Origin of the sequence: Pseudomonas sp. DNDY-54, assembly GCF_019880365.1 — a bacterium.
Taxonomy (GTDB): Bacteria; Pseudomonadota; Gammaproteobacteria; order Pseudomonadales; family Pseudomonadaceae; genus Stutzerimonas; species Stutzerimonas stutzeri_P.
The window spans coordinates 40,140-59,356 of the sequence record NZ_CP082271.1 but is presented as its reverse complement, the minus strand read 5'-3'; the positions used below and the strand labels follow the sequence as shown (position 1 = coordinate 59,356).

Sequence of the window (19,217 nt, the reverse complement as noted above, 5' to 3'; positions counted from 1 at the left end):
CCGGACATGCCGTCGGTGATATCACAACAACGCGTAGGGTGGGCTTCAGCCCACCAAGACCACCGGCTGGACACGCTGGCCCAGGTAGCTCGCTTGGCTCCGGGCGGCATACGGTGGGCTAAAGCCCACCCTACAGCTGCGGCCGGACATGCCATCGGTGACATCACAACAACGCGTACGGTGGGCTTCAGCCCACCAACACCATCGGCTGGCCACAGTGGCCCAGGTTGTCCGCTCGGCTCCGAGCGGCATGCGGTGGGCTAAAGCCCACCCTACAGCTGCGGCCGGACTTGGCGTCGGTGATATCGCCACAACTCGTAGGGTGGGCTTCAGCCCACCAAAACCACTGGCTGGACACGATGACCCAGATAGCTCGCTTGGCTCCGGACGGCATACGGTGGGCTAAAGCCCACCCTACAGCTGCGGCCGGGCGTGGCATCGGTGATATCACAACAACGCGTAGGGTGGGCTTCAGCCCACCAAGGCCACCGGCCGGACACGATGGCCCAGGTTGTCCGCTTGGCTCCGGGCGGTAGGCGGTGGGCTAAAGCCCACCCTACAGCTGCGGCCGGACATGGCATCGGTGATATCACGACAACGCGTAGGGTGGGCTTCACCCCACCAAGGCCACGCGTCCCCAATCGCCCAAAACAACGCCGCCCCACCCTACTTCGCGAGAATCATCGCCCCAACAGTGCCCGAACGTGCGCGACAGCGACCTGCTCCCGCTGGGCCCAATCCCCGGCGATCTCCACGAACGGCTGCTGGTAACGCTCAAGCCAGGTTCGGCATGCCTCATGAAAGCGCCAACGCTCGGCCGCATTCGGTTGGCAACGCTGACCGTCGGCATGCCACTCGGCGCCTTCGGGCGAGAGGAGCAAATGCTGGTCATACCGACGCGCGAGGAGCTCATCCTCCAGCCACGCCGGGCAACTGCCGAACAGCGTCTGGCTCCAAACCATGTTGCTCAACAGGTGGGTATCGAGGATCAACAACTCAGGCATCACGCCGCGTACGGCGTCTTCCCACATAAGCTGCCCGCGAGCGATGGCCGGAATGTCGTCCGGGCAAGTGTCACGCTGCTCGTGCTCGATGAAGTGACGCACGAACTCACCCACCACCACCCCGCCGAAACGTTGCTGCAGCCGCGCGGCAAGCCAGCTCTTGCCGGTCGATTCCGCGCCGGTCAGTACCACCACCCTCATGGCGCCGCGACCCTCGCCCGCCGCCACTCACGCAGCCCCATCACTGCGAGGAGCGTGAACAACCCGTACAGCCCCGCGGTGAGCCAGTAGCTCTGGTACACAAAGAACCCCACATAGAGCACGTCCACCACGATCCACAACACCCAGCACTGCCAACGCTTGAGCGCCATCCACAATTGCGCGAGCAAGCTGAACGCCGTGAGCGCCGCGTCCGGCCCGGGATACGCCGCTTCGGTAGCCGTCGCCATCAGCAAGCCCAGCCCGACACTCCCCAGCGACGCCACCACAACGCCCGCACCGATCTCCATCCCTGTCGCGCCCACCACTGGCCGGCCACCTTCTCCGCCGCCACTTCGCGTCCATTGCCACCAGCCATACACCTGCATGGCGGCAAACACACCGTTGAGCAACACCTGCGAATACAACCGCGCCTCGAAGAAGAACCAGCCGTAAAGCGACACCATCACCAATCCAATGGGCCAACACAGTGGGTTCTGCCGCACAGTAAGCCAGACGGCGAGCACACCGAGGGCCGAGGCGATGAGTTCAAGGGTAGTCATGGCAAGGATCAGAAGCGGCAACGGGCGCGCATGATACGACAGGCCTGCGACAGGTTAAGACGCGCGCGGCACGAGTGGATAAACGGACGATGAACGCCCAGCTTTACCCCGTTCCAGATCCCTAACCCCACCACGCTCGTAGGGTGGGCTTCAGCCCACCGCGCGACTCGGTGGCCAACCCCTATCCAACGAAACACATCTAACGATGCGGGCCGTTCCTATCGTGGCGGGCGTACCGTTTAGCGAAAGCGAAGATTCACCGCATTCAACAAGCCTTTTTTCATTTCCTATTCGGAGCAGCCGCTGGCAGCGCAAGGTGTCTAGATGGTGCACGTCCGCGTGGACAAGCAAAGCGTTGTCCACCCTACGCCACCAAACCACCCTGCCCGGCTGACGCGGCGTAGGGTGGAAAACGGCGAAGCCTTTTCCACGCGTTACATCCAAGCTACCTCGCTTTACCGGCTTCCAGAATGGGTAATCCAGCCTCGGTTGGGATATAAATTCTCTCTCCCTTGCCGTCTTGAAGGCCTTTAATCCAAATGTATCTTAGGTATTCATCATTCCCTTTGAGAGACTCACCTATTATGCGATTTGATTCTGCTGCTGCTTTTGCCCGCTCAATATCAGCGAGACCTTCAGCTTTAGCACGCACTACTTGTGCTTTGCCTTCGGCTTCTGCCAATGTGACTCGTGCTTTTGCTTGCATTAGCGATGCTGCTTCTCTTGCCCTCGCTTCCTCAATCAATATTTGCTTCGACCACTCGGCCTCTTTTAATGCAGCCATTCCGTGCATTTCCATTCGATATAAGTTGTATTTAGGCCACACCCACAGAGATAGGACAACTAAAATAACCGAGATAAAAATAAGAAACAAAACTGAACCAAAGGCTAAAGCCTGTCTATTTTGATACACAAATTCACTCCTTGTAACGCATACCGTTTGGTTAAGAGGCGCGCCTTATTCCGCCCCAGAGAGAGCAGGGAACGATACAAACAAACTGTTATAAAATTACTTTGCGCAATTGCATTCCATAGCGATTATTTGCATATCCTGAATGTATTCTGCAGTGGCCTTTTCTAGTATTGGTTGCCCAGCCTCTTGGAAGTAATTCGCGAATTTTTCCATTGAGCCTCGCGTAACACGTATATCCTTTTGGCCAAGAGGCGAAGTATAGAATTCAGTTAACTGGTCAAGCTCGTCTTCTGTAAACTCTGGACCATAGTAACTAGCCCAGACTTCGACAATTTTTTCTGGAGACCAAGGGGATTCTGTTTTTGTTATGAAGGTATCTGAGGCGTTTTTGAATTTTTGCTGAAACTCTTCGTTTGGGTTCAGCTGGGATAGAATTTGGTCCAGCATTTGAGAGCTAATTTTCCTGTTGTAGATTTTTCCTTGTTCAATTTGCTGTGTCCATGTATCCACCAAACCCAGCGCTTTCATTAGGCCCTCTATTTTTTCACTCTTGCTGTCAGCGAACGTTTGAGCAGAAAATATAATTGATAGAACCACTACTAGATGGCGCATAATTCGATCTTCCTTGTGTTTTATAACGTTTAGTTAAGGGGCAGGCTTTAGCCCGTCCCAGCGAGCACAGCGAACGGTTTCAACCAGTTATTCGATGACTACCCACAGAAGTGCTCAAGGCCACAAGCTTTTATAAGTGGCGATAACAACTCGATTTCACCTTTTGCTCTATGCCAAATAATGTACGTGTGATCCCAGTCTTCGCTTATTGCGCATGAAAGCTCCTGAATAATGAAAGTAGAAAACTTATCAGATTCTTTATTCATCGCCTGTTCATGTGTTGAAAGATATGAATCTATATCAAAAACTTTAGCGGCGCTTTTGGTTTCGTGAGAGATGGCAAATAGCGTGTAGCGCTGCGACAGCTGCCTCAGAAAAATATTGAATCTACCCCATTCGTCTGGCGTCACTTCATCCAGTTTATGAAGATTGTCCTTCCCAAGCCAGCCATTCCAGAGGGATACGAACTCAGCTTTGAATTCGGGTTTAAATGAGTATTTGGCGCAGTATTCTTCGTACATGGTAGGCATACAACGTTTGGTTAAGGACTGCGGAACGCAGTCCCGAACGAGCGAAGCGAGTGACTTGAAACAGTTGTTAGGCGCACTAGGTTCCCTCGCGTGCGTCAGACCATAGATTGTAAAAATCAAAATCTACAGCCAAGTGAAATTGTGCGAGACCGTAAACAATATCTTGCTCAAATGTGAGTCCAGGGTATCCGTCATGGAAAAATCCAACGAGTTGCATGCAGCCTGAATGCTCTTTAGATACCGCTGAGAATGCGGCTGCGTTGCTTTGTAGCTGAGAGAGTACGTCATGGATATGTGCCTCGATAGGCTCTGACTCAGCAAGCCTTGACCTCAGAGACCAGTGGCTAAATCTACGCTCGAACTTACGAGTAGGGTGAACATCACCCCTGCACCATGCCTCACTTGGCAGAGTGCTCACAGCGGTCGTGATCTCGTCAGGATCAAATTGACCATGTAGTGAGAAATATGCGTACTGTCGGTTGGGCTCTGACATGGTGTGCCTAACGATCAAACAAAGGGGCTGGCTTTAGCCAGTCTCAGCGGTTGAAGCGAGCGACTTGAGCGCCTGGTTAGAGAATTACTCAGCGATCTCTTTTGTGATGTTGAATGCATAGCCATTAACTCCCCAAGCAAAAATCAGTTTTGCAGCCAAAGCACCGGATAGCAAGACTGCCAGAAAATTTGTTATGAAAATTAGTGGGATATACAAACTACCGAAATTCATTAAAAACATGTTCAGTGGTAGGTTTACGAATATCAGCGGAACGATGCTAAATAAAAGCGTGAGGCCAAATAGCTTCAAGAAAAACTTTGCTGCGAACCCTAAAGTTGCTTCGGATTTGCTTACAGACAGGATTTTTTCCATGGCTGACTTCCTTGTTGGGAAAATTCTCTAACGTTTGGTTAAGGGGCGGGCTTTAGCCCGTCCCAGTGAGCGAAGCGAACGGTTTGAACCAGTTGTTAGACAGTATTTGCGAATTTGGCCAGTTTGCTGGGGGCGATGCAGTAAGTGAAAGTAATTTCATCAGAGGGGTATCCATGGCCCCTGCTCTGTAACTTTTCTACTTTCGTCGCTAGATAGTAACCTGCAGTGTTTTGCCAGATAATTATTTCCCCAACATGGGGAGTGCGCACGCGAGAGGATGTATCGTAGCTTGTAGCATCACTGATTTCGTTGATCTCTTTTGCATTGGACGCAAGTGCAACCGAGCGAATGCTGGGTGGATCTGTGTAGGCATGAATCGAAGCATTACCGCCGCGGGACCAGGCGGTTTCGAACGCCATATCGCCAGCACCTAAAACATATCGGCCATTGTTGTTGGAATAGTCAAAGGTTATGGTTCCAGACATCGCAGGAGAAACGTAACGCTCGGGACTAAATGAGATTAATGGCGATATAGATTTTGGCGAAGATTCGAATGGATTAGAGCCTAGTGGTGGGCGAGGCTTGATCTGTTGTCCATGTATATCTCGTAGCAGCTCAGCATATCGTGCCTCATGCGCAAGGTCGTCACGAAAGTCGATGTAAACACGCGATAAAAGGAAAGTTGGAACAAGGGATGCCACTGAGTTGTTACGGATTACAGGAATTATTCGGTCAGATGATATGTCCTGCATCAATTGTGCAGTGAGAATCATCTTTTCGTACCCGACACCGCCACGGCCTTCGTTTGCCTTTGTAACATAAGTTTCTGTGCAAACAGCGAGCACACGCTGAACAGATGTTAGACCTTTCTCCATAAACCTTGGTAGGTCACTACCTAGCGTTAAGTCCCACTGATCCAAGACCACATCAACGCCATTAGCAACTAATCGGGTGGCAAGTGCGAGTACCCAGTCCTTATGAGCGTCAGTGTCATGTGAGTAAGAAATAAATACTTTCGGTGGTATGCACGACATTAGATACTCCGAATTTTTAACTCTGCGGTCTAACGTTTGGTTAAGGGGCGGGCTTTAGCCCGTCCCAGTGAGCGAAGCGAACGATTTGAACCATTTGTTAAGCGCCATCCTCGCGAGGAGCTAAGCCCATAACTAAGGCATTTTCCGGCAGCTCGGTTTCTGCGGTTACTAAAATCCATTCCTGACGCACGCTATCGTAATAGTAAGCTTCGCCATTTTTGGCAGGCAGGCACCACTCTTTAAGATCACGCTCCTTGCCCGTTATCGTTCTTATGCGGACTCTGGTTACGCCCAGCTCTTTTTTATGACGTCGATTACCGTCAAAAAATGCCATTTCTTTTGGAACCATATTTTCTTGACACCATAGCCAGATTACAGATGCGCCCAGAGCCATAGATACCATGCCTGACAATGCTTCTAGCGATGTGGTAAGTCTGTAGTTTGGAAGAGGTTGAAGATCGCCATATCCCAGCGTTGTGAATGTTGTGATACTGAAATACACCGATTCATAAAACGATGGGGAAAACTCTCCGTTAGGGCCGAGTAGCCCCGAAGAGTGGTAATGCAGAGCAAAGGATAAAATGGTTGCTAATATATGGATCGCAAACATTACGAAAGCAATCCAAAAGAAGCCCCTGCTGAGATTTAGCAGAAGCGGAAGCATTATAATAATTATAAAAAATCCAATTGCTAAAGATATACCCGTAAATATCGAATACCACCCAAAAAAGCCGCTTGCCAAACTTAGAACTATTGAAATGGTAAAAATAATCACATAAAGCAACGCAGCTCCTAGAGCAGCTTGCCATGGCGTTCCATGATTTAGCATGTAGACCCTGTGGTGCTTAACGTTTGGTTAAGGGGCGGGCTTTAGCCCGTCCCAGCGAGCAGATCGAGCGATTTGAACCAGTTGTTATGTGATTTGCCAATTACTGCCCCTTGGCTAGGTTTTCGACTGTTTTGTTACTAGAGCTTATTGTTTTCTCTACAAAAACAGGAAGGCTTGCACCAAAATATACAGCTGCAACCCAAGTCGTAATGTTATCGAAGGCAACTGCAAGAATCGTTACTATAAATGCCAGTGCTGGAATCAGAAGTGCTTTGATTAGAAAAAACTCTAGATTTAATTCAGTTTTTTGTAGGGCCGGCATTTTTTGACGGCTTAGTAAGTCGTGGCATATAGGGAAAAAGCCACCAAGCAGGCCGCAGAGGCTATAAATGGTGGTCTTGGATACGGCTAGGCCAAGTATAATAACTTCAGTAGACACTATTGATCACCGCCCCAATGACTTTTTCTTTTACAGAGGCTTTTTTCTTGTAATGAGCTCTAGTGGTTATTAGCACTTCACCATTTTCGCCTTTTCTGAAGAGTTTAACAATTTCGTCAGAGTGCTCTCTCATGGCCTTTTCGATGGCTTCAAAACTCACATGTGCCTCAGATGCAACGCCATTTATTGTCCTGAATTTATAGTTTGGATTTTCTAGGGCGCGTTTAATTTTCTCGTAGCTACTCCCTGGGGCTTTGTTCGTTCTTTTTTTCTTATTGCTATTTATTCTATTCATTCTCCCTCCTTGGCGTAGGGGCTAGAAACGCACATAACGTTTGGTTAAGGGGCGGGCTTTAGCCCGTCCCAGTGAGCGAAGCGAGCGATTTGAACCACTAGTTAGGTTGCAATTGCACAGTAAGGGCATTGTTATTCCTGCCTCTTCGGGTCTGATGTTGATAGAGACAGGAAAATGCCGATAACTGTTACAAGCATGAATAAGCCGACTATTGAGTGGGCTGTTACAATTAGACGTGCTATGTCGGTGTTTGGTGTGATGTCACCAAAGCCAATGGTGGTCATTGTTATAAAGCTGAAATACACGCTCTTGGATATTGTTATGCTGTTTTGATTGAAGGAATCCAAGCACCAGTAGACATATCCCATTGATAAACCAATTTCAATGTAGTGCCCGAATGCAAAGAACAACGACCTGCTAGGATCTTTAAGATTTCGTCCATCGACTGGAAATACTATTTTTAGCAAATAAATTATTGAGCAGAATTGGATGATGAAAATTACAAATAATAGAGCTGATGATTTAGGGAGAAAGGTTGTAAGCGCCAAGGCAAAAATAAAACGCAACAGCAAGTATACCTCTGCCCAATCATGAGCCTTGACTCTTCCTGTTGTTAGCTTTTCCCCTAATTTTGGCAGAAATGAGTTTGGTGTCAGGTTCGCAAGTTGACTAATGATGTTTTTGAATGCACTGAAAATCATCTTTGCTACCTAACGATTAGGTTAAAGGGCAGGCAAACGCGTAGCGTTTGGCTGTCCCAGTGAGCGAAGCGAACGGTTTGAACCGTTTGTTAGATTCCCGCTCGCTGGGGCAGGGAAAGAACTTCTTCATCGGCGTTTTCTGCCTTCGCAATGTAGTCGTTACGCAACCACTCAGCCATGAGTGGGTCGGGGTCCAGGAAGCTGAGCCGGGCAAGTTTGATGAGAATTTCTTTGCTTGGCTCCTGCCGCAGCCAGAAGTGGAAAGCCCCATTTCGATAGTGCTCAGAGGCCCGCTCACTTCCAGGCTCATACTCTGCCAACTGAACGCGCACAACTTCCTCAGGCAGCATGTCCCAGAGTACCCACTCCTTCGGGTACCTCATGAGCTGAAGGAACTCGCTCTGGTTCATGAGATGTCCTTGACTGGAATCTAACGTTTGGTTAAGGGGCGGGCTTTAGCCCGTCCCAGTGAGCGAAGCGAGCGATTTGAACCAATTGTTATGTTTCACTGCCTCGATTCCAAAGCTGGCCTTCACGTATGACCTGGCAGTGGTAGCACCCACTTTCTTTCCCATTGATGTTGTACCACTCATGACTACCTGCCGCTCTTTCGCAGTCGGGGCCTTTGGCAGCAATGCCCCAATTAATTAGAAGCCAAGGCAGGTGGCCCCTGAGCCAGGTTCTAAAGCGATATGGCCTGCCGGAATATTGGGGCATTGGCACACTTTCCTTGTGGGACATAACTATAATTAGACACCAAGTGGTGTATAAGACGCCGAACGGGCGTGGTGTATAAAATTCTTCGCGCTATAAATGAAAGGCTCTAACACCAGCCTTTTCCGGCCTGTAAAAACAACCGGTATGTTATACACCACAGTCTTTACAACTAAACCGCGAGCCCAAACTGGCGGCCAGTCGGCAAGGCGGTGCTCGCCAGCGGTATCGAACTGACACTCAGGGTGAACCGAGAAAAGGTAGGCCATCCGTCCTTCCATGGTGGGCGGGTCAACGCCCGTGGTGGTGCCGCTGAGCCCAGGCCTGGGCGGGAAGTTTGAGAGGTGCCGTGCGAAGCGCAGCAGGGCGTCGTCACGTTAGCGGGCGAGGTAAATCCGGTAAAGCGGCGTGCCTGACGAAACAACGATTTTGTGCGGCTACGCTAGTTGCAGCGCTGCTTCGGGCTCAGCACGACCAACCCGGCTAGCGAAACAGAACCCCTACATCATCCGGCTCAACGCTCGTCCGGGCCGAGCATTTCCCCGACCTTGGTGGCGAAGGCGTCGATGGCAAACGGTTTGGTGATCACGGCCATGTCCGGGCCGAGGAAGTCGCTGGCCGTGAAGCTTTCGGCATAGCCTGTAGCGAAGAGTATTCGCAGGCCGGGGCGTTGCTGGCGAACGATTTCGGCCAGTTGGCGGCCGTTCATGCCAGGCAGGCCGACGTCCGTCACCAGCAGATCGATGCGCTGCGAGCTTTCGGTGATGGCGAGGGCTTCGGTAGCCTCGCCGGCTTCGAGGGTCTGGTAGCCGAGGTCGTTGAGCACTTCGACGACAAGGGAGCGGACTACCGGTTCGTCCTCGACCACGAGGATGGTTTCTCCCGTGCCTTGCGGGGCGTGCTCCGATTCCACCTGGGCGTGGGTCGTCTCGCCATGGTGGACGGGGAGGTAGAGGCAGACGCTGGTTCCGAGACGAAGCTCGGATTCGATCTGGATGTAGCCCTTGGCCTGTTTGATGTAGCCGTAGACCATCGACAGCCCGAGGCCGGTGCCCTGGCCGATGGGTTTGGTGGTGAAGAAGGGCTCGAAGGCGCGCTCGATCACTTCCGGTGGCATGCCGGTCCCGGTGTCGGTGACGCACAGCAGGATGTAATCGCCTTCGGTCAGGCCGCGCTTTTTCGGGTCCGGGATGCTGCTCTGGTAATGGCGGCCTGTGGATATGGTGATCTGCCCGCCGTGGGGCATGGCATCACGCGCGTTGATCACGAGGTTGATCAGCGCGCTTTCAAGCTGGTTGACGTCCATGCAGGCGGGCGGCAACCCGGCCTTGAGCTCGGTGACGATGGTTACGTTTTCGCCGGTGGTACGGCGCAGGAAGTCTTCCAGAGACGCGACCAGGCGGTTGACCTCGACAGGTTTGAGGTCGAGCGTCTGCTGTCGGGAGAAGGCCAGCAGACGCTGCGTCAGCGCTGCCGCACGCTGCGCGGAGGTGACGGCCGCACCGATGTAACGCTCGACATCGCGCAGGTCGCCCCGGTGGTGGCGCCGCTGCATGAGGTCGAGGCTGCCGATGATGCCGGTCAGCAGGTTGTTGAAATCGTGCGCGATGCCGCCGGTGAGTTGGCCGACCGCTTCCATCTTTTGCGCCTGGCGCAGGTTGCTTTCGGCGCGGCTGCGTTCAGCGACTTCAGCCGCCACCCGCGCTTCGAGCGTTTCATTGAGTTGGCGCAGGCGCAGTTCACTGACGCGCAGCGCTTCCTCGGCATGTCTGCGCGCGCTGACGTCGGTGCAGGCGCCGGCCACGTAGGAGAGATCGCCGCTGGCGTCGCGAAAGGCTCGGGCCTTGCACGCCAGCCATTGCTCCGGCCCGGGACGCGCGAGACGAAACTCCACGCTGAAGTCTCTAGCCTGGCTGTGTTGTGCGAAGGCGGCGCGCACGCGCACCTGATCCTCGCCGTGGATCTGCTGAATGAAGCGCTCGAAGGTGTCGAGCTTCTGCCCAAGCGTGAGCCCGAAAATCTGTTCCAGCGACTTGTCGAAATAGAGGCTGCCATCGCCCGGATACCAATTGAAGGTTCCGGTACCAGAGGCGAACAGGGCGGCGCGGAAGCGCTCGTCCGCGTGGGCCAGTGTCGCGGCGTCCTGGCTCAGCACCTGCTCGGTTACGTCCTGGGTCTGATGGATGATGCAGGTGATTTCACCTTGCTCATTCAGCACCGGAACGTTGATCGGGCTCCAGTAACGCACCTCAAAACCACCACCTTGACTGGCCGGCCGCTGAACATCGTATTTGGTGATCTCCATGCGGTCAGGCGAACGCGTCTGCAGTACGCGTTCCAGCGAAGCGCGCAGCAGGCCTGTACCAGACGCGGCCGTTTCCCCCGGGTTGTTGCCGAACACCTCGAACAGCGGCCGGCCAATGCAGTCTTCACGTGACTTGAGGGTGGCGCGCAGCCGCGCATCGGTGGCGGCCAACATGATGAACTCCGGATCAGCCGAGAGAATCAGGTTGAGGTTGGGCAGGGCCTCGAAGATGGTTTTGAAGTCGAGCGGTTGGTTCATCGATTACGCCTAGGATTGCGGAACAACGTGCGTCAGCACCCGGTGTGGCTACGGTGTGTGCATCGCATGGTGTCGAGCCAATGCCGCACGCCGCATCGATGGGGCGACCCGCCAGACCTCGATGCACGTACCGCTGCGCACCGCCAGGCGGGGTCGCTCGATTCGATCAGCGGTCGCGTTCAGGTTTTGGCATGGGAATCGCCACACTGCTCTCAACACTGCCGGCAGTGGCATCACCCTCTTTATAGAAGGGCTCCATCTCGTCGCGAGCCTGGTCCCAGTGCGCTTGCTCCTGGCCTTCGGGACGCCCTTTGGCCTCCCAGATTTCATAGGCACGGTCGCGGATTCGTTGCTCATCGCTCATGTGATTCGCCCTCTTGATTGCTGGCCTAATGCATTCCGGGGCGCCGCCTCGTCTTGGTTCGAAGTTGCTGCACCCCGTATAAGCAGAGGCAATGAAGCGGGCGATGGTTCCAGCCATTGGACGGGAGGCCAGGGCATACCCGACCAGAGGACTCGGAAATCCGATTCGTTGGCGATATACGGCCAGATCAGCCGATTAATCCGCGGATCTGTTCAGCGAGACTGGCGATGGAGAAGGGCTTGGTCAGGACGGCCATGCCCGTTTCGAGGCGGTGGGGAAGGGCGTCGGCGGCATAGCCGGTGATGAACAGCACGCGGAGGGTGGGACGGCTCAGCCGTCCGGCGTTGGCCAGCTGCATGCCATTCATGCCGCCAGGCAATCCAACGTCGGTAATCAGCAGGTCCAGGTGAACGCCGGACTGCAGCACCTCGAGCCCGGCGTTGCCATCAGCGACTTCGATGGCGCGATAGCCGAGATCCTGCAGAAGATCGGCGACCAGCAGCCGAATGGCGGGTTCGTCCTCCACAACCAGCACGGTTTCACCCCGTTGCGCGGCGGCGACCGACGCGGCGCCGGTCACCGTAGGGTCGAAACTGGCTTCGCCGTCATAGCGCGGCAGGTAAAGGCTGACCGTGGTGCCCGCGCCCAATTGCGAGGCGATGCGGACCTGCCCGCCGGACTGCTGCGCAAAGCCGTAAATCATGGACAGGCCGAGCCCCGTGCCTTCACCCATCGGCTTGGTGGTGAAGAACGGATCGAACACCTTGGCCAGCACCTCGGGTGCCATGCCGGTGCCATTGTCAGTCACGTGCATCGCAAGGTACTGCCCTTGGGGCACGTCCTGCTGGCGTGCGCGGTCAGCATCGATCTCGCAGTTCCCCATCTCAATCACGATACAGCCGCCGCCCATCAAGGCGTCACGCGCATTAAGGCACAGGTTGAGCAGGGCGTTTTCCAGCTGCGACGGGTCGACTAGCGCCGGCCAGAGATCCGGTGCGGGAATGCTTTCCACGGTAATGCTCGGGCCTACGGTGCGCTGGATCATGTCGAGCATGCTGTTAACCAGCGCCGCGGCGTTGGTCGGTTTGGGTGCCAGCGTCTGGCGACGGGAAAACGCCAGCAGCCGGTGGGTGAGGGCAGCGGCACGCTTGGTTGCGCCTTCGGCGACGCTCAGGTACTTGGCGATATCGCGCAGCCGGCCCTGGCTGATGCGCGTTTCGATCATTTCCAGGCTGACCGAAATACCGGCGAGCAGGTTGTTGAAATCATGCGCAAGGCCGCCGGTGAGCTGGCCGACGGCTTCCATTTTCTGCGCCTGACGCAATTGCTCGTGCGTCGATTCAAGCTGCGCCTGCCGCGTTTTTTCCTCGGTGATGTCGCGGCCGGTGGCGTAGGTCATGACGCCTGCGGGGGCGGCAACCCACGATATCCAGTGCTGCGTTCCGTCCTTGTGCCGATAGCAATTGGCAATCCGCACCTGGCTCCCGCGGGCCGTCGCCAGATAGGCATCCACAGTGGAGCCGTGATCTTCCTCGACGATGAACTCATTGACGTGATGGCCGATCAGCTCGGCGGCGGCATAGCCGAGCAGCTCGGTCCAGGCTGGATTCACGCGATGGATGACGCCCTCGAAGTCGATGACCACCATCAGATCCGGTGAGGTGTCCCACATCAGGTTGCGCTCTTCCGTGCGGATCGCGACCTCGTGGGCGAGTTGCTCGTTCATGTCACGCAGTTGCTGCTTTGCAGCCAGGCGCTGCTGCTCGGCGATGACCTGGCCGGTGAACTCGATGCCCTGGTTGAGCAGGCCGACGATGCTGCCGTCCTCCCCACGAATCGGCGCCGCGCTGAAATTCCAGTAGGTGATTTCGGCCTGGCCGTTACGCACCATGGGCAACTCGACCTTGTTCTGGGCGAAGCCTTCGCCGGTGCGCATCGCATGGTGAAAGGCCGGCGCAACCATGTCCCAGGCCTGCCCCCAGACGTCCGCCACCGGGCGACCCAGCGCTGCGGGATGACGGTCGGCCAACGAAGGAATGTAAGCATCGTTGTAGAGCATCCGCAGCTCCGGGCCCCAGAGAATCGTGCCCAGCAGCGGCGAATTCAGGCACGCACTGACCATCGAGCGCAGCGACTGCGGCCAATGGTCGGTCGGGCCCAACGGTGTGGCTGCCCAGTCGTGTGCCCGCATCAAGGCGCCCATTTCACCGCCGCCCTGGAGAAAGGTCTGGTTGGCGCTTGTATTGGGCATAGGCTGAGGTTCTAGGTTGGGGCCGGGCGCTGGGCGTTGCGGCAAAAATCGGGCGGATCGCGCGCGCCGCGGCAGGCACCACGATCACGTCGTGCGCACTGTCGCGGCGTCTAAGATTTAGAAGGCGAAGCGGGAAAAGCGTTCAGCCGTGAAAGCATAATGCAATCACTTAGCCATTACTCCCGCACCTGATGGGCGGGACCGGGGCGGTTGCGTGCCTGTATACCTGAGGGGCCGAAGATGCCATCGGGTCCGCCATCCTCAACGAGGCCGCAGACGGATCGGGCCGGTCATGAACCAGCCCCACGGGACAGACGCCCGGGAGCTGGCGTAGCGGTCCTATTTCGGGGCGACTTTCAGCATGATCTTGCCGATATGCTGGCTGCTTTCCATCAGCCGGTGCGCCTCTGCCGCGTCGGCAAGCGGGAAGGTGGCGTGGATCACCGGACGGCACAGCCCTTGTTCCAGCAACGGCCAGACGTTCGCCTGGAGCGCCTTGGCAATATCAGCTTTGTCCGCTCGGCTGCGCGGGCGCAGGGTCGAGCCCGTGAAGGTCAGGCGCTTGCGCATGATGGGCGCGGCGTCGAGCTCGACCCGAGCGCCCTTGAGGAAGGCGATCTGCACCAGCCGCCCCTCCACCGCGAGGGATTTGACGTTACGCGGTATGTAGTCGCCGCCGACCATGTCGAGGATGACGTCGACGCCATTCCCTTCGGTCGCCTGGGCCACGACTTCAACGAAATCTTCCTCGTGATAGTTGATCACCCGGTCCGCGCCGGCGCGCTGGCAGGCCTCGATCTTCTCGCGGTTGCCGACGGTGGTGAAGACCGTCGCGCCGAACTGCTTGGCCAACTGGATCGCCGTCAGACCGATCCCGCTGGAGCCGCCATGCACGAGGAAGGTCTCGCCGGCTTTCAGGTGGGCACGGTCGAACACATTGCTCCACACGGTGAAATAGGTTTCCGGTAGCGCGGCGGCTTCCAGCAGCGAAAAACCCGTCGGGACCGGCAGGCAGTGTTCGGCAGGCGCCACGCAGTATTCGGCGTAGCCACCACCCGGTGTCAGCGCACAGACCTGATCGCCCACCTTCCAGCCACTGACCTCAGCGCCGAGGGCGACGATTTCGCCGGCGATCTCCAGGCCCAGCAGCGGCGAAGCATCCGGCGGTGGCGGATAGCTGCCGGAGCGCTGAAACACGTCCGGACGGTTGATCCCGGCATAGGCCACGCGGACCAGCACATCGTGCGGGCCGGGCTGCGGTACGGGGCCTTCGGCCAGCCGCAGGCAATCGGCGTCTCCACCGGGGCGATGATCGACGTGGCGCATGGTTTCCGCGGTCATGAATGACTCCTCCTTCGAAAGCCGGATTGTGATGTCTGCTTGAAAATCGATGCCACACGGTAGTGCGCGCCGCGCCGGGCGCCAACCCCTGAGAGATGACGAGGCTGAGATTCGAGTGCTTACTTAGATGGGGTGCGTGCCCAACCCGCCGAGAAAACGATCACGGGCGGATTGAACAGTGGGTTCAGTTCAGGCTTGTCGTCTGTTACGCCGGTCCGGTCTCGGCATCAAGACTCTCTGTTTGCTTTTCCACACTGCCGGCCCGCGGATCGCCTCTTTCTTGTAGAAGTGTTCGACCTCTTCCCGAGCCAGCAACCAGTGCTCGGCGTCCTGGCCGTTGGGCTGACCTTGAGCATCCCAGATTTCGTAGGCCCGTTCGCGTATGCGTAGTTCGATGTCCATGTGCGTCTCCTTGTGCGGTTTCGGAACGCGGGCGGCGGCGCCAAATCGGGCGAGTTCGAGCATTCGGTCCATGCGGCACTGCCCTGCTATGCAGCAGAGGAGGTGGGGCCCGGATCGTTCAGATATTCCGAACCCCAGGCGACCAACGCACCTGCGCCGGGATGCCAAGCCAGGCACCAGAGCTGGTGGCTGGCCCAGCGACGTCATTCAGAGCACCGGCGACGCCGCACTCACTACCCGAAGCGCCAGCCCCTCGTAGGGGTCGAGGTTGAAGGTCATCTCGCCGTTCTCGGTGAGGTCGCCCTCGATGCTTTCATGAATGATGTCCACCACCGGGCCGGGCGCAACGCCGGGGAGGGTGACCGTCTCGCTGATGGTTTCGGCACTGAAGTTGAGTGCAGTGATCTGCACGCCCTTGCCCGCAGGCAGCTCGTGAACCATCACCAGCAGACCCGGCGCCTGCACGTCCGGAATCAGTATCTGCTTGCTCGCCGCGATGTCGTAGGCGCGGCGTACGCTAAGAATGCGCTTGAGCTGGCAGGCGAACGAGCCGGTGTTCTTCAGCTGCTCGACGAGGCTGCCGTACAGCGAGCGCGCCTTGGGCAGGCCTTCGCTGGAGGTTTCCACCTCGGGTGCGATATCGGCCAGGTCATAGCCGCCGCGGTGCAGCCAGCGGGTGTCGCCTTCGGTCATCAGGTGTTCGACTTGCTCGGCTTCCAGCGGCAACGCACCGACCAGGTCCCAACCGGAGAGGGCGAACACGCCGGGCTGCATAGCGTTGAACATCACCAGCAGGATATGCAGGCGCTGGATCTGCTCGATATCGGCCGCGCTGATGGTGTTGAGATCACGGATGCCCAGCGCCGCCGTGATCACGCTGACGGTGGTACAGGACACGCCGTTGGTGACGAACTTGAGGTTGTAGGGCGCATGCTCGCCGGTCAGGCGTTCGTACATTTCCTCACGGATGTGCTCACGGAGGATGCCGCCGGACAGGGTTTGACCGTGGTAGTGGTAATGGTCGTAGGCGTGCAGCGTCCAGAAATGCACCAGTTCCAGCGTCAGCTCGTCGTGGTTCTGCATCGCATGGATCAGCGAGGCCGGATCGATGCCGAACGCGTGGACCTCGCGCAGCATCAGACGCAGGAACTCGGTGTCGCCCGTGACCAGCGCGTGGTGATACGCAGGGCGGGTGATGAAGTCGTAGGACAGGTCGGCGCCGCCGTGGGACATCGAGGCGATGTCGTCGATGGTCAGGTTCAGCTCCTGGAAGCTGAAGCCGCCGGCCTTGCGAATGGCACCCGCGATGAGCTGGTTGCCGGTCACCGACAGCGGATGGCTCTCGGACCAGGCCGTACCTTCGGCGCGGCGCTCGACGCCGAGAAAGCCGTTGGCATCCAGGCGCAACACCCGCGCGCCGGACACGTCGATGGCATGCAGCGCATCGCCGATGATCAGCTGTTGGGCGGCGAAGGTCGGGTCCAGCCAGTTCAATGACGGCTGGCCTTCCTTGAAGTAGTGCAGGTAGACCCAGCGTCGGCGCTTACCGTCGACGCCGGTCACGGTGCCCGTCACGCTCCAGTCGGTGTCCTTGATGCCCGGCTCGAAGAAGATCACTCGCTGCAGCTGGCCGACGATGTAGTGCTTGTCCTTGAGCTGGTCGACCACCGGGGGCGGCAGGTTGATCGCATCCCGGCCCTTGGGCACGTCCGGCAGCAGCGGCCAGTCTTCTTCATTGATCTCGACCATGTGGTAGAGGCCGGGGTAATCGCCGTAAGCCATTTCGGCGAGGCGGAAATCTGCGCCCTTGCCGGTGTGCGCCGGCACGATGTCATCGATGACGATGGCGTTGTGCGCCGCCGCCATGCGGCTGAGCTGCTGCATCTCCGCCTCGGTGCCGAGATTGGGGTCGATGTCGAAGCTGATGCGGTCGAAATTGCCGTCGATTGTGGGCGTGTACTGCCGACCACGCAGGCCGCCGGAGCGCTTCATCGGCCCGTTGTGAATGCCCTGCACGCCAAGCTCAGACAAGGCGCTCCAGAGCCGATCATCCCCCAGCGCCTGCAGCACCGAGCCGCCTTCAGGCGTGATGATCGCCGCCGGGTAGGCGGTGAACCAGACCGAGGAAATCGCACTGGCATCGCGCGGTCGCGCCTGGGCATATGGCCTTTGCCAGAGCCTCGCCTGGCCGGCGTAGAGTCGCGCCCGCTCACGGGCCATGTGAAGCATGGACTGGCTTTCCAGCCACTCGATATAGGCGTTGTCTGGTGTGCTCATAACGACGTTGGGTTCCCGGTGCGCTGTGGGGAAATGTAGTCGTTTGAGTCGAACGTACCGGCATCGTTGCATTGGAAATGCAGCGAACACTTAATGCGGAGACGAACCGGGAAGGGCCCGCGGGTTGGCGGGGCGTCGTCAGTGGCTGGCCAACCGCAGCAGCCGGGCGCATCCAGCGCGGGAGGCTCGGAGACGCCGTCGCCCTGGCAATCTCTCGCCCCGCGGCGATCACCGCGGGCGGAGGTTATTCCAGTTCAGGCGGGGCAGTGGCGTGGCAGGATCTAGCGCGTCCCGACGACCGTCGCTGACGCGGCCGCTGCGCCAGCCAGTTGCCGCTGCGCCATCTTCTGCTGCTTGTAGGCCAGTGCTGCCGGCGCAACCGGCGTGACCTTGCCGGTCTCTACCCACTTCTTCAGGCGGCTGGCGTCGGCGATATGGGTGTACTTGCCGAACGCATCCAGCACCACGAAGGCCACCTCGCGCTTATCCATGACAGTGCGCATCACCAGGCAGTGACCAGCAGCATTGGTGAAACCGGTTTTGGTCACCTGGATGCTCCAGTCCGGCTTGCGTACCAGGCCGTTGGTGTTGCGGAAACCAAGGCTGTAGCTCGGCTTGCTGAAGGCGACGGTCTTTTCTGGGGTGGTGCTGAACTGCTCGATCAGCGGGTAGGCCTGGCTGGCCTTGAGCAGCTTCACCAGGTCATGCGCGCTGGACACGTTCTGCGCGGACAGGCCGGTGGGCTCGACGTAGCGTGTGTCCGTCATGCCCAGCGCTTTCGCTTTGGTGTTCATGGCCTGGATGAACGCGCGGTAGCCGCCCGGGTAATGGTGCGCCAGGCTCGCGGCGGCGCGGTTCTCGGAGGACATCAGGGTCATCAGGAGCATTTCGCGCCGGCTGACTTCGCTACCAATACGCACACGCGAAAACACACCCTGCATTTCCCGCGCGTCGCGGATGGTTATGGGCAGACGCTGGTCTAGCGGCAGCTTTGCATCCAACGCCACCATGGCGGTCATCAGCTTGGTCACCGACGCGATGGGCACGACCACGTCGGGGTTACTGGCGTACAGGACTTCGTTGGTCTTCAAGTCAATCAGCAGCGCGCTGGTGGAGGCCAGCTCCTGTTGTTTGACGGCAGGGGGCGTGGCGGCAGTCGCAGCAGGGGAAACGATGACACTGCTACAGGCGATAAACAGACCGAGGAGGGAATGACGAAATTTCAAGACGGACACCGATGAATTGGCAGTGAAAGAGACGCGCCGAAGCCGACGGACGCGGCGCGCATTATAGGTAACCCCGGCCCAGAGATAAGGCCCTGT

The 19,217-nt window shown here is 57.2% G+C and carries 20 protein-coding genes; all 20 read right to left on the bottom strand.

The window, feature by feature from the left end; translation table 11 throughout:
* Nucleotides 1–680: 680 nt before the first annotated feature.
* On the bottom strand, nt 681–1,205 hold the full coding sequence (locus K4O48_RS00290; RefSeq protein ID WP_222910226.1) for an AAA family ATPase: 525 nt from the start codon (nt 1,203–1,205) through the stop codon (nt 681–683).
* Nucleotides 1,202–1,765 carry a nicotinamide riboside transporter PnuC gene (gene pnuC, locus K4O48_RS00285; protein WP_222910225.1) on the bottom strand — a complete coding sequence of 188 codons (564 nt, stop codon included), beginning with the start codon at nt 1,763–1,765 and terminating at the stop codon, nt 1,202–1,204. Before pnuC ends, K4O48_RS00290 begins: the two co-directional genes overlap by 4 nt.
* A 445-nt stretch (nt 1,766–2,210) precedes the next feature.
* Nucleotides 2,211–2,678, bottom strand: a complete 468-nt coding sequence (locus K4O48_RS00280; protein ID WP_222910224.1) for a hypothetical protein — start codon at nt 2,676–2,678, stop codon at nt 2,211–2,213.
* 96 nt (nt 2,679–2,774) lie between these two features.
* The gene (locus K4O48_RS00275; protein WP_222910223.1) at nt 2,775–3,290 is read right to left on the bottom strand and encodes a DUF2059 domain-containing protein; all 516 of its coding nucleotides are present in this window, start codon (nt 3,288–3,290) and stop codon (nt 2,775–2,777) included.
* Between the two features lie 98 nt (nt 3,291–3,388).
* Nucleotides 3,389–3,811, bottom strand: coding sequence for a hypothetical protein (locus tag K4O48_RS00270; protein ID WP_222910222.1), 423 nt, complete (start codon nt 3,809–3,811; stop codon nt 3,389–3,391).
* Nucleotides 3,812–3,896: 85 nt separating this feature from the next.
* Nucleotides 3,897–4,313 carry a DUF4279 domain-containing protein gene (locus K4O48_RS20610; protein WP_222910221.1) on the bottom strand — a complete coding sequence of 139 codons (417 nt, stop codon included), beginning with the start codon at nt 4,311–4,313 and terminating at the stop codon, nt 3,897–3,899.
* 84 nt (nt 4,314–4,397) lie between these two features.
* A complete protein-coding gene (locus tag K4O48_RS00260; RefSeq protein ID WP_222910220.1) occupies nt 4,398–4,685 on the bottom strand; it encodes a hypothetical protein in 288 nt (95 codons plus the stop codon).
* Nucleotides 4,686–4,780: 95 nt separating this feature from the next.
* Nucleotides 4,781–5,719 (bottom strand): toll/interleukin-1 receptor domain-containing protein, encoded by a 939-nt coding sequence (locus tag K4O48_RS00255; RefSeq protein WP_222910219.1) that lies wholly within the window; start codon nt 5,717–5,719, stop codon nt 4,781–4,783.
* A 97-nt stretch (nt 5,720–5,816) separates the two neighbouring features.
* Entirely contained in the window at nt 5,817–6,494 is a 678-nt protein-coding gene (locus K4O48_RS00250) for a potassium channel family protein (protein WP_260523753.1), read from the bottom strand.
* A 154-nt stretch (nt 6,495–6,648) separates the two neighbouring features.
* The gene (locus K4O48_RS00245; protein WP_222910217.1) at nt 6,649–6,987 is read right to left on the bottom strand and encodes a hypothetical protein; all 339 of its coding nucleotides are present in this window, start codon (nt 6,985–6,987) and stop codon (nt 6,649–6,651) included.
* Nucleotides 6,977–7,282, bottom strand: coding sequence for a hypothetical protein (locus K4O48_RS00240; protein WP_222910216.1), 306 nt, complete (start codon nt 7,280–7,282; stop codon nt 6,977–6,979). Before K4O48_RS00240 ends, K4O48_RS00245 begins: the two co-directional genes overlap by 11 nt.
* Nucleotides 7,283–7,413: 131 nt before the next feature.
* Nucleotides 7,414–7,983, bottom strand: a complete 570-nt coding sequence (locus tag K4O48_RS00235; protein WP_222910215.1) for a potassium channel family protein — start codon at nt 7,981–7,983, stop codon at nt 7,414–7,416.
* A gap of 89 nt (nt 7,984–8,072) precedes the next feature.
* Nucleotides 8,073–8,393, bottom strand: coding sequence for a hypothetical protein (locus tag K4O48_RS00230; protein ID WP_222910214.1), 321 nt, complete (start codon nt 8,391–8,393; stop codon nt 8,073–8,075).
* Between the two features lie 818 nt (nt 8,394–9,211).
* The gene (locus K4O48_RS00225; protein ID WP_222910213.1) at nt 9,212–11,260 is read right to left on the bottom strand and encodes a PAS domain-containing sensor histidine kinase; all 2,049 of its coding nucleotides are present in this window, start codon (nt 11,258–11,260) and stop codon (nt 9,212–9,214) included.
* Nucleotides 11,261–11,426: 166 nt separating this feature from the next.
* The gene (locus K4O48_RS00220; protein ID WP_222910212.1) at nt 11,427–11,624 is read right to left on the bottom strand and encodes a DUF2934 domain-containing protein; all 198 of its coding nucleotides are present in this window, start codon (nt 11,622–11,624) and stop codon (nt 11,427–11,429) included.
* A 187-nt stretch (nt 11,625–11,811) separates the two neighbouring features.
* Entirely contained in the window at nt 11,812–13,875 is a 2,064-nt protein-coding gene (locus tag K4O48_RS00215) for a PAS domain-containing sensor histidine kinase (protein WP_260523677.1), read from the bottom strand.
* A 339-nt stretch (nt 13,876–14,214) separates the two neighbouring features.
* Entirely contained in the window at nt 14,215–15,216 is a 1,002-nt protein-coding gene (locus K4O48_RS00210) for an NAD(P)H-quinone oxidoreductase (protein ID WP_222910211.1), read from the bottom strand.
* Between the two features lie 189 nt (nt 15,217–15,405).
* Entirely contained in the window at nt 15,406–15,618 is a 213-nt protein-coding gene (locus tag K4O48_RS00205) for a DUF2934 domain-containing protein (protein ID WP_222910210.1), read from the bottom strand.
* A 207-nt stretch (nt 15,619–15,825) separates the two neighbouring features.
* Nucleotides 15,826–17,895: a maltose alpha-D-glucosyltransferase gene (gene treS, locus K4O48_RS00200; protein ID WP_222910209.1), complete on the bottom strand. Its 2,070-nt coding sequence runs from the start codon at nt 17,893–17,895 to the stop codon at nt 15,826–15,828.
* A gap of 281 nt (nt 17,896–18,176) precedes the next feature.
* Nucleotides 18,177–19,121: a D-alanyl-D-alanine endopeptidase gene (gene pbpG / locus K4O48_RS00195; RefSeq protein ID WP_222910208.1), complete on the bottom strand. Its 945-nt coding sequence runs from the start codon at nt 19,119–19,121 to the stop codon at nt 18,177–18,179.
* Between the last annotated feature and the right edge of the window lie 96 nt (nt 19,122–19,217).